The sequence below is a fragment of the Burkholderia sp. M6-3 genome (genome assembly GCF_050858985.1).
Taxonomy (GTDB): Bacteria; Pseudomonadota; Gammaproteobacteria; order Burkholderiales; family Burkholderiaceae; genus Paraburkholderia; species Paraburkholderia caledonica.
Window position 1 is genome coordinate 1888506 of sequence record NZ_CP110091.1, and the last position, 11115, is coordinate 1899620.

Sequence of the window (11115 nt, forward strand, 5' to 3'; positions counted from 1 at the left end):
TTTGTCAGTCAGGTAGCGTCGCTGCCGTGCGACGGGACGATGTGCTGCATCAAGTCGGAAATCGCGCGCACGTTCGTCAGATCCATCAGTGCGTCGACAGCGGCATCGATCTGCGCCGGCGTCAGCACGCGTTGCGCGTTGTGCCTGAATTTGCCGACCAGCGCGGCATCGTCCATCTCGAACCCAGGGCGCGGTGTGCCATAGGCGAACGTGGTCTCGTCGGTGTAAGTACGGCCGCTAGCGGTCACCTCGATGCGACCGAGGCTCATCAAGCGGTCTTGCAGCGGCCGGCGCACGTAGTCGGGGTGAACGCTGCACGTCACCTTGTCCATGAACGCGAGAATCTTTGCGTCGCGCATCGTGTCTTCGTCTTGCCACTCGGGGCCGATCGTAACGCCGTGCGCGGCGACCGCGAAGTTGTACGCGGCGCTGAACTGGGCGTCGATTGCACTGCGGATCACTCGGTTTTGCAGATGCGGCTTTTCGCAGTACTGCGGCCCGAATACGTTGATGCTCTGGATGTCCTCAGGCTTGAACCGATACTGCTCCACCATGCGATAAAACATGTCGAGGCTCGCGTGCAGCACACGACAGCATGGATAAGGCTTGTATTGCTGCTCGGCGAAAAGCCACTCTTCCTGGATGCCCGCCAGTACCCTGTCCGGCATCCACGTGTCGCTGCCGGTGAAACGCCACAGACCGCTCGCGCCGTCGAACAGCGTCTCGTCGCCGAGATACCCCATCTCGGCGAGATAGCACGCGACAATGGCACCCGTGCCCTGCCATCCGGGCGTGCCGTACTTAACCATTGAGGTAGGCACGCTGTAGGACAGCTTGGCATGCGTCGGCACCTGCGTGTGATGCCCGGCGAGACCGAGCGCGTGCACCATCCGCTCGGTGTCGAGTCCCAGTAGCCGGCCCACACCGGCTGCCGCGCCGACGTTGAACCGTGAACCGCCGTACGGTGTCGTCCATTCGTAGCGGTGCGCTCCCGGCCCTTCAGCGAAGACCTGGATCATCGGGGACATACCTCGAGTGATGCGCATCGCCACTTCGTGCGACAACACAGTGGCAAGAATCAGATCTTTGCCCGTCGCGTTGCGCTCCTCGGCAATCGCCAGCGCAGGAGGAACGACGTAGGGCGAGACATGGCCGCCCGGAATGACCAGAGCGTCGTAATCCATTGCGTTGATTAACTCGCCGTTCGCAAGCACCGCGTTGCTACAGGACACTTTGCCCGACACGCCGATGACAGACGCCTCGGGCGGACCGCCGAGTCGCTGCGATAAGGCAATGCAAAGCCTGCCCTTCTCCGACGATATCGACGCGAGCGCACAGCCAATCGAATCGAGCAGTACGCGCTTCGCTTCGTGCACTATCGGTTCCGGCAGATCGCCGAATGCGGCCTCGGCGGCGAAGCGCGAGAGCCCTCTCAACACATCAGTCATAAGTGTTCCTTCAAAATTGTTCGCCGTGCAGCCGTTTAGAATGCAACCACGAGCCCCGCTGAGACGCCTAGCGGATGACGCTGCGTAGTCTTCGTGCCATAGCCGATCACCTGGTTTCCGGAAAGCGTGGTTCTGTCGATTTCGCTATACAGGTAGGTGCTCTTCGACAGGGAATACGTCGCCGCGAACATCAGCAGATCTTTTTTGCCGCTGGTCCCTGAGGCTGCGCCGGCGGCCTTGGCAACCGGCGTGTCGACTAGTGTGCGAAACCAGCCGCCGGCCAGATTGACGAACGGAGATACGTTCCAGTTTGCGCCGAACCATCCGACCCGTACACGCGTATCCCCTTGCGCCGGAGTGAGCGGTAGTCCTGCGACGACGTTGTTGAGCGCACCTTTGAGGCGTTCGTCGTTGTAGCCGCCGGATACCCTTACCGGTCCGAACGAATAGGCGGCACCCGCAGACCAGGAGCGGTCCGAGTAGGTAGGCGTATTCGCATTGACCGCAGGCTCTCCGGCCACGGCGGGCGGCCCGGCGACTGCAGGCGCGCCGGTAAAGACGCCGCCCGTTGTCGCGATCTTGCGGGTGGTATATGAGCCTGCAACGACGAGTGGGCCGGATTTGTATGCGAGAGACCCCGCCGTCGCCGCATTGGACGTTGCGGCGCCGGCAACGTTGCCAAAGGCATGTTCGGCGCGCACGGTTATCGGGCCGAACACACCTGTGTACTGGACATCGTTATGGAAACGCACGCCTGCGGTTGCCTGAGAAACGCTGCTGCCTGGCACGACAGCACTCACCGGATCGATGGTCGGATAGCGATAATTGAACGGATCGTAGTCGTAGCTCGTACGCCAGCCGACGCTGTAGTTCTGGCCGAAATCGATTGTGCCCCAGCGATCCTGCGTAAGACCGACGATCGCGAGCCGCTGGAAGAGCGCCCTGGTGCCGGTAATCGGTGAGCCGGTGGTCGATTCGAGCGCACCGGTACCGGAATTCCAGCCGGTTTCAAGGTTGAAGTGCGCGCTCATTCCGCCGCCGAGTTCCTCGATGCCCTTGAAGCCGAGCCGGTTTGGCGTGGACGTGCCGTTGGACCCCATGCTCAGCGAACTCTGGCCGGCCGCGTTCGCCTCGCGAACGTAGCGCAGCCCCGCATCGAACATTCCATATATCGTCACGCCCGACTCCGCATGACCGGCGGCCGCAAACATTCCAAGGGCAGCGGTCGCCATCAGTTTCTTCCTCATCATGTCTCCAAGGTGTTTTTGTTTTGAATTCGCCACGGTCCAACTGACTGACAGCGCTACAGCGGCCGCGCAATGTCCCTCTCAGCCGGTACGGAGCAGCTCGGCTTTATCCGTGGTTTCTCGCTGCAGGCCTCTCGACACGCCGAGCAGACAGATCACGCCCACCGCACAGAACACGCTGCTCGCACTAGCAAGTGCGTTACCGAGCGCCTGCGGGACACCAGCGAAGAAGCGATCGGCACACAGAGCAATGAGGGTTGGCGCCACGGCGGATCCCATCACCCCGACCCAGGAAAAGTGCAGTCCGCTGATCTTGCCCACTTGTGCCGCCGGAGAGAGATGGACGACGAGCGCCGTGCCGATTGTGAAAAGGCCGGAGACGCCGAATATGAGCATCGCGGCAAACCACCACGCAGCGGCGAGCGAAGACGCGTGAGGAGTCAGGTACGCGGGAATCGACGCTGCCGCGCAAAGCGTTGCACCCAGTAGGGGAATCGCTGCGACCCCGAAGCGTTTGCGCACGAGATCGACGAGCAGTCCCGCGCCAAACTGACTGGACGTGCTCATTACCAGAATGATGAGACCGAACGTGAAGCCCACCTGTCCGCCCGACGCATGCCATGTGCGCCCCAACAGCGCAGGCAGCCAGGTCGTGTAGCTCGTCCACAGCATGATGGTCGCCGCGTTCGCCACGAACAGCGGCAGGAACACGGGCCAGCGTTTATGCAACGTGGCGAACCCCGACTCTGTCGAGTCGCGCCTACCGTAGGAGCGCAGATCGCGCACCGGCTCGCGGAACGTCCACACCAGTAGAGCGACGGGCAGCGACAGGCCTCCGCATGCGATGAGCACCAGCTGCCAGCTTTGCACGATGCCGAGAACCGGCAGTGCGATTGAGCCGGTGTCTCCGATTAAATACAGGATGGTGCCGCCCGCGATCAGTGCACTGCCTGCGCCAAGGCTCGCGCCCATTGCCCAGATGGCGATGGCGCGGCCGCGATAGCGCGGCGCAAACGTATCGCGGATCAATGACATGCTTGCCGGACCGCAGGCCGATTCGCCAAATCCCACGCCGCAACGCCCGACAAACGGTGAAGCGAAAGTCGACGCCGTTCCGCAGAACAGCGTTGCAAGTCCCCAGAATCCGATGCCTGCCGAGAGAATGGCACGTCGCGACACCCGGTCGACAAGCACACCGATCACCAACCCACCGAGGGTGTATGTCGCGATGAACGCAGCGCCGATCAGTAGACTGATTTGCGTGTCGCTAATGCCGAGGTGCCGCTTCATCGGCTGGATCAGTAAAGGCAATGCCGTGCGGTCGATAAAGGCGACCGCATTCACGATGCAAAGCATCGCTGCCATCCACCAGTGAGCGCGGGTCGGCGCGGTCGAATCGGTATGCACATCCGTCTCCATTGACGTTGTCTTGCTGACAATCCTGATGTCGGGTTGCTGGACGTTGTCAGTCGTCCATCGAATTCGTCCCTGCTGCGATGGAGTTGAAGCGCAGGGGCGCTTCGAGCTTGAGCATGTGTGCGCAGTCCTCGAACACATGGAGTCGGCTCCACGGCGCCGCTTCGCGCAACGGCAGCGCATGCAGGTGAACTGGAGCCAGCGTGTCGCGCGCACCGGCAAGCAGATCGATCGGACATTGAATCTGGCCGACTATGGACGGCGTATGCACGGAAAACAGCATCCGTACCGCCTGGCCCCAACCGCCGGGCGTGACTGCATCGCGAAGAACCGCCACCCGCTTTCGCACCTGCGGAGGTGCATCCGCTGGCAGAAGGCGAGCGACAACTGCCTCTCGTGATGCCTCGTCTGGCGTACTGCCCGACTCCAGCATGCGTGTGAGCGTTTCTTCTCTTACCGCGCCCGCCAACCGGCCGCGCGCCGTATTGGGTGCAGACAGGACGAGCCGCTCGAGCCGCTCGGGGTGACGGGCGGCGAACGCCATCGCAATTACGCTGCCCCACGAGCTGCCGACCAGCACGGCCATGCGTGCGCAATGCAACCGGTCGAGCACGCCTAGAAGCAGTTCAGCGTAATCATCGACGTGGGGCTCCCCCATTGCGAGCGGCGTACTCGCACCGAAGCCCGGGGCATTCCACGCAACCACGCGAAACCGCTGGGAGAGGCCCGCGAGTTGGGCGCGGTGGCCTGCTGAGCTCGAGCCGATGCCATGCAGGCACACGATCACCGGAGCGTGAGCCGGCCCGCTTGCGCGCAGTTCGACATAGCCGCGTCCCGTCGAATAACATTCGGAGTCCACCTCGATTCGCATCGCCGGCGGAAGATCGGCCTCGAGCAACGCTAGATCGGCAGAAGACAGGTTCGCCATTGCGTTAAACCTCGACCGGGTGCGCAGGCGCCGCCGATGCCGTCTGCGCGACATAGCCGAGCCGTCGCGACAGATCGGAGGCGGTCGACCGCAGTGCTTTCGCGAACGGACTGTCGAACTCGGATGCGAAACTCGACGCCTCTCCCACCGCCGTTATCGCGAGTACCGCAGAACCGTTCGCGTCGAGAACCGGCGCGCTCAGAGCGTGAATGATCGTGTGAGCCCCGTAGAACGCTCCGGGCGTACGCCGCGCGAGTCCGTGCACGCGCACGCTTTCCAGTTCGGCCGCCCACGCCTGCGGCGTTGCTGGCCAGTCGACGTCGCCTGCGGAGGCCGCGATCAGTTCGGCACCGACGAACCGGTTGGTCGCTTCCGCCGGCAGATAGGCGGCGAGCGCTACGCCCGTCGCCGTAGACATCACGGGAAGCGTGAGCCCGACCGGCAATTGCGGGCTGACCGGTTGCGACGACGGCTCCCACGCGACGATTGTCGGCCCATGATTGCCCCACACCGCGAGTGCGAGCGTCTGGTCGAAGTCTTTCGCGATCCGGGCCATGGCGCGCGAGCCGAGCCGCATTGCGTGCAACTGCGACTGCACTGTCGTCGAGATACCGGGCGGCGGCTTGCCGAAATCATGTGGATCGGCAACGAGGTATTGACCTCCGCCGAATACCAGAGGTTTGCGGCCGGTGCGGCGGAAAGCCTCGATTTCTCCGACAAAAATCACGTGATCGCCGCCCGGCAGTCGCGACACCACCTTGCATTCAAGCCATGCGCAGCAGTCTCGCAGCAGCGCCACTCCGCCCTCGCCGTTGTCCGTCTCCATGTTTGCAAACTTGTCGATGCCCGATGACGCGAAGCGATTCGACAGCTCGACCTGGTCTTCGGCAAGAATGTTGATCGCAAAGCGCGGCGCTTCGAGAAAGACAGGATGGCTCGGCGATTTCGTCGCCTGACTCCACAGCACCAACGGCGGATCGAGCGATACAGAGCTGAACGAATTCGCCGTCACGCCATAGCGTTTGCCCGCAGCATCGGCTGTCGTGACCACCGTGACACCCGTCACAAAGGAGCCGAGCACCTGGCGCAGTTCCTTCGCATCAAACCGGCTCGTATCGCTCATGGTCACACCCGCTGTGTTTCGTCGAGGACAGGATGAAAAGCTGCTCGGTCCAGGTCTTTCAGATGAGGCATCACGTGGCTGGAGAACAGCTCGACCGATTTCACGACGTCGCTGTGCGGCATGTCGCCGAATACGTAGCTGCCGATGAGGTAGTTCAGCCCGCCATCGACGATCTGGCTGGCGAGCTCCTTCGCGACGGTTTCCGGCGAGCCCACCACAGCGTGACGGCTCGCGAGAAGCGATTCGAAGTCGGGCGGCAGCTTCGCGTTGACCGGTTCGGTACCGTGCTTTCGCCACAGCCTGATGAAGTTGCTGAAGAAAGTCGGCCATGCTTTGCGACCAATATCGAGGGCGGCCTCGTCCGTGTCGGCAACGACGATGTAGCGGTTCACGCCGATCAGCGGCAACTCGTCCTGAGCGTCGTGCGTCTTGCTCCACTCTTCGCGATAACGGTCTGTCACTGCGCGGATCCGGTCTACAGGCCCGCCGCATACGATGTTGATGCCGCGCTGCGCGGGCCACACCGTCGAATCTGGTGACGCGAGGGCGTACCACATCGGCGGATGCGGAGATTGCAGCGGCTTCATCTCAACCGGAACGTCGTCGAATTGCCAGAACTGGCCTTGGAAATTGAGCCTGTCAGAAGTGAAGAATCGTTCGATGACGTCGAATGATTCCGCGTACATCTTCCCGGCATTCGCGGCGTCGATACCCATTGCCGCGAGCTCATGAGGAGAGGCGCCGCGGCCAATACCGAACTGGAACCGGCCCTCGCTAAGATGATCGAGCATGCAGATTTCTTCCGCGAGTCGCACCGGATGATGGATCGGCAGCAGATAAACCAGTGGGCAGAGCCGCAAGTTGCGGGTGCGCTGCGCGATAGCCGACATCAACACGTTCTGCGACGGCGTCGTGCTGAGCGGTGTCGCGTGGTGCTCGCTCGTGTGATAACAGTAGAAGCCGTTGGCGTCGAACAGTTCTGCAAGCTGCAGACGTTCTTGATACTGCCGGGCGAGCGGACGGCCGCTCCTGTCGTTTTGATCGAAAATACCGAATTTCATGAGGATTCCTTAGTGATGTCTGCCGATCAGGCGGACGGCTGACGCGAAAAAACCTGAAAGATCTGGTTTTCGACATCGAGAAAAACCTGCACCCTTCCGTGCGATCCCATATCGCGCTCAGAAACGAACTTGCCGCCCGCGGCTTCGACGCTCTGACGAACGCCTTCGAGGCTATCTGCCTCGAACACCACGACGGTGCCCGTCGCGCCTTGCGCCGCCTCTTCCGCCGAGCTCAGCGCGAAATTCGAGCCGCCGACGCCGAACTGCGACCACCTGGACTGGTCGCGAAACTTCAACGTCAGCCCCAAGGCGCGCTCGTAAAACGCCTGCGCCTTATCCATGTCCCGCACTACCGTGTAGACGCTCTGGATTTTCTGGATTGCCATGCCTGCTGCTCCTGTTTGGAAAACTCAGCGTTGTCGCGACTGCCTTACGAAGACGGTGACCGGTCGCGCTTCATGCTACAATGTTGAATGCGTGCTGCATTGTTGTATTATCCTCCGCATGAAGGGCATGTCAACGTGCGCCCGCAGCACGTCCGACCCGCGCAAAAATGGCGGCAAACGCGGCAAAGGGTTGCGGAGTAAGCGATTGAGGCCGCTGCGCGCGGCTTTGGCGGGCTACTGGCGTTCGGGTTAATCCTTAGTCGAGCGCGCGCCTTCACCTTGTAGGGATACGAAGAAAATGGAACAAAGAGATATTTCGGAATCCGTGGAAAAAAGCGAACGGCGCGGTATCCAGTCCGTGGAGATCGCTTTCCGTCTATTGATGGTGTTGCAGAAGACCCAACAGGCGCTGCCGCTCAAAGAAATTGCGACCCGCGCCGACATGACCGCGAGTGCGGCAAATAACTATCTTGTGAGCCTCGTGCGCACGGGTCTCGCGGCAGCGGACGAGAAACCGGGCTTCTACAGGCTCGGCCCAGCGGCGCTGATCCTCGGAATCAGCGCGACGCAGCAGATCGACGGTTTCGACGTGGTGCGCCAGGAATTGGCGAAGTTGCGCGACGCCACGCAATGCAGCGGGGCGATCACGATATGGACGACGGACGGTGTGTTAAGCCTTTTCAAGCTTGAAGGACAGCAGCGCGGCGCGTTCGAGTTGCGCACCGGCCTGATGTCGCTGCTTTCGACTGCGGCAGGCAAGGTGTTCGCCGCGAGCCTGCCGCTCGCCGTGACGCGACCATTTCTCGAACAGGAACTGGCCTCACGCAAAGCGGGCGGCGACGCGATCGAAACGTTCCACGCAGACGTGATGCATGAACTGCAGGCAAACGGCTACGCGACAATGCGGCGCTCGGATATTGCCGGTTACGCTTCGATTGCGGCGCCAGTCCTCAACTGGACCGGAGACGTCAAGTTCGTCATCAGCCTCGTCGGGGCTGACACCGTGCTGGACTTCGAGCCCGGTTCCGAGCATGTGGGCGCGCTGCTCGAGTCTGCGGCGCGGGCGACCGCCCTGCTTGGCGGTCAGCCTCGCCCGCAAAGCGGAGCGGCGAATTGATGTGGCTGAGCGCTCACGCTCAGACAGCGAGCGACGCAAGCCGGTGCACTACCGCTTCAGCAGCCGCGCCTGCCGAGGCCGGGTTCTGCCCAGTCACGAGGTTGCCGTCGATCACCACGTGACTGCTCCAGGGCGCACCAGCTTCGAAGAATGCGCCGGCAGCGCGCAGCCGATCTTCCAGCAACCAGGGCGCGTTGGCAGCAAGACCGACCTGTGTCTCTTCATCGTTGGTGAAAGCGGTCATTCTTCTGCCTTCAAATGCCCAGCCCTGAGCGTCACCCGCGGACAGGAAGCTGGCCTGCCCGTGGCAGACGGCGGCAACAATCTGTCGCTCGTTATGGAGCGCGGCGCGCAGTACCCTGCCTACGTCCGCATCGACTGCGAGGTCCTGCATTGGACCGTGTCCGCCCGGCACGAACACTGCGTCGAAGTCAGCAGCGTTTACGTCCTCCATGCGCAATGGCGCATCCAGGGCGTCGGCAAAGCGCTCGAGGTGAGCCGACAGTTCAGCGACTTTGTCGGTATCGCCGTGATTGGCCTGCGGCGAGAGGCTGAGCGCATCGACGATCGAAGGCCTGCCGGCAGGTGTTGCCAATGCGATGCGAGCGCCAGACCGCATGAAGATTTCATGCGGCGTGATGAACTCTTCGGCCCAGAAGCCGGTCGGGCGTTGCGTGCCGTCTTTCTGTGTCCAGGTTGTCGCGCCAGTCAGAATCATGAGGATGGAATGCATGTGCGTTGCTCGCCTTGAAGTAATGCCCTTAGAGCGGCCCGGCTCTCTTCCAGAAACGTCGGGCGATGGCCATCGGGCAGTGGATCGGATGTGTCGCCGCAAGTGTCGACCGCGTCGGCGATTGCGTAAATGAACGCACCGCGATTTCACAATTCCCGTCTCCGGAACTCCATGTATAGGAACGCATGAACCGATTTGAAGCGTTGCGAATATTCTGTGTGGCCGCCGAAAGCGCAAATTTTCGCGCGGCTGCCACACGCATGGGCATGTCGCCGCAGGTGATTACGCGCGCCATCCGGGAACTCGAATCGGAGCTTGGCGAACCGCTCTTTCACCGAAGCACACGTGGGGTGCGACTCACACACGTGGGCGAACAGCTCGCCTCGAAAAGCGCAGCAGCGATCGCGCGCGTCGACGAAATCTTTGCCCACGGCGCAGCCCGCGCGCCTCGCGAACTCGCCGGTATTGTGAGGATTGCCGCACCAACCGCACTCGGCCGGCGCGTCATCACGCCAGGGCTCGCGCCGCTCGTCGCGCGTCATCCTGGCCTTGTCGTGGACCTGCGCTTGTCGGAAGTGCTTGTCGATGTCGTCGACGAGCAGATCGACATCGGCGTGCGGATAGGACCGATGCGCGACAGCAACTATGTCGCGCGGGCGGTATCGGACGCGTCGCTCGTGATCGTCGGCTCACCCGAACTCGTGGCTCGAAACGGTGAGCCAGAAAACCGGATCGCGTTGGAGAAGGCTCCGCTGACCATGCTGATCGACCGCAATACTGGGCGCCCATGGCCGTGGTTGCTGAACGGCGTCGAATCTTTCGTGCCTGCGAATCCCGTATTCATCACCGACGATCCGGAAGCGGAATGCGAGGCCGTGCTGGCCGGCGTGGGTTTCGGACAGTTGCCCGGACATCTCGCCGCTCCGTTGTTGCGTGAAAAGCGGCTTGTGCCGGTTCTCGAAGCATTGCGCCCGGCGGCCACCGTCATGTACGTGTATCGGCCGTATCGAACACCTGTGCCGGCACGCGTGCGCCTGATTTTCGATGCATTGTGTCAACTACTCGAAAATTACGACGGGGCGCTGTTCGACTCAAGCACGGCCGCATCGCAGGGCCATAGGCTGCAGGCAAGCTGATGCCACCGCTTGAGCGATTCCACGCTTCCACCTCATGTCCCGCGCGCGCCAGGTTGCGAGCCAATGCGCGTGTCTGGCGTCGCCTGGACTGCCCAATGAGCCATTCGAGGAAAGAAGTGGGCGCTGCTTCTGAACTCGCTACGCAGGTGCCTCTTTATAGCGCCGTCGCACGCAGGCGGCGCGGCGCAATATCCGTGAAGCGTGTCACGTCGGCCATCACCGCGGGCGCTTCAGGCGACGTAAAGGCCGCATCGACCGATGCTTCGTCACGAAACCTGCATTCGCAAATCGCAAGCGTTCCGGACTGCTGCTCGGCCGGGAAAAATGCCGCGACCCCGACAAGGCCGTAGCGTGACCAGTGATGCATCACAAGGGGCAAATGACGGTCGACGTAATACGCGCGATCGAAGCGCGCACCGGTCTCGCCTTCGTAGGTGACGTAGATCGTGACGTTGGCATCTCTTGACATGCTGTTCTCCAGTGACTAAGGCGTGAAAGTCGGCATCGTTAGAAGGAGCGC

Annotated in this window: 11 protein-coding genes; 2 read left to right on the forward strand and 9 right to left on the reverse strand. The window is 62.1% G+C overall.

Annotated elements, in window-relative coordinates:
* Positions 1–8: 8 nt before the first annotated feature.
* The 7 genes from OH764_RS25850 to OH764_RS25880 all read right to left on the reverse strand — a co-directional run bounded on the left by OH764_RS25850 (position 9) and on the right by OH764_RS25880 (position 7609).
* Positions 9–1448 (reverse strand): MmgE/PrpD family protein, encoded by a 1440-nt coding sequence (locus OH764_RS25850; RefSeq protein ID WP_498849020.1) that lies wholly within the window; start codon positions 1446–1448, stop codon positions 9–11.
* 35 nt (positions 1449–1483) lie between these two features.
* Complete coding sequence (locus tag OH764_RS25855; RefSeq protein ID WP_498849021.1) at positions 1484–2680, reverse strand: porin; 1197 nt, start codon at positions 2678–2680, stop codon at positions 1484–1486.
* A 96-nt stretch (positions 2681–2776) separates the two neighbouring features.
* Entirely contained in the window at positions 2777–4102 is a 1326-nt protein-coding gene (locus tag OH764_RS25860; RefSeq protein WP_498849022.1) for an MFS transporter, read from the reverse strand.
* Positions 4103–4160: 58 nt separating this feature from the next.
* Entirely contained in the window at positions 4161–5039 is an 879-nt protein-coding gene (locus OH764_RS25865; protein ID WP_498849023.1) for an alpha/beta fold hydrolase, read from the reverse strand.
* A 4-nt stretch (positions 5040–5043) separates the two neighbouring features.
* On the reverse strand, positions 5044–6162 hold the full coding sequence (locus OH764_RS25870) for a flavin reductase (RefSeq protein WP_498849024.1): 1119 nt from the start codon (positions 6160–6162) through the stop codon (positions 5044–5046).
* A 2-nt stretch (positions 6163–6164) separates the two neighbouring features.
* Positions 6165–7223 carry an LLM class flavin-dependent oxidoreductase gene (locus OH764_RS25875; RefSeq protein ID WP_498849025.1) on the reverse strand — a complete coding sequence of 353 codons (1059 nt, stop codon included), beginning with the start codon at positions 7221–7223 and terminating at the stop codon, positions 6165–6167.
* A 26-nt stretch (positions 7224–7249) separates the two neighbouring features.
* Complete coding sequence (locus tag OH764_RS25880) at positions 7250–7609, reverse strand: VOC family protein (RefSeq protein ID WP_498849026.1); 360 nt, start codon at positions 7607–7609, stop codon at positions 7250–7252.
* Positions 7610–7907: 298 nt separating this feature from the next.
* Here OH764_RS25880 and OH764_RS25885 point away from each other — a divergent pair, with 298 nt between their 5' ends.
* Positions 7908–8726, forward strand: a complete 819-nt coding sequence (locus OH764_RS25885; RefSeq protein ID WP_498849027.1) for an IclR family transcriptional regulator — start codon at positions 7908–7910, stop codon at positions 8724–8726.
* A 19-nt stretch (positions 8727–8745) separates the two neighbouring features.
* Here OH764_RS25885 and OH764_RS25890 read toward each other — a convergent pair whose 3' ends face one another.
* A complete protein-coding gene (locus tag OH764_RS25890; protein ID WP_498849028.1) occupies positions 8746–9459 on the reverse strand; it encodes a type 1 glutamine amidotransferase domain-containing protein in 714 nt (237 codons plus the stop codon).
* 185 nt (positions 9460–9644) lie between these two features.
* On the opposite strand from OH764_RS25890, the gene OH764_RS25895 reads away from it, so the two are divergent.
* Complete coding sequence (locus OH764_RS25895) at positions 9645–10595, forward strand: LysR family transcriptional regulator (RefSeq protein ID WP_498849029.1); 951 nt, start codon at positions 9645–9647, stop codon at positions 10593–10595.
* A gap of 154 nt (positions 10596–10749) precedes the next feature.
* Here OH764_RS25895 and OH764_RS25900 read toward each other — a convergent pair whose 3' ends face one another.
* Complete coding sequence (locus tag OH764_RS25900; RefSeq protein ID WP_498849030.1) at positions 10750–11064, reverse strand: EthD domain-containing protein; 315 nt, start codon at positions 11062–11064, stop codon at positions 10750–10752.
* Between the last annotated feature and the right edge of the window lie 51 nt (positions 11065–11115).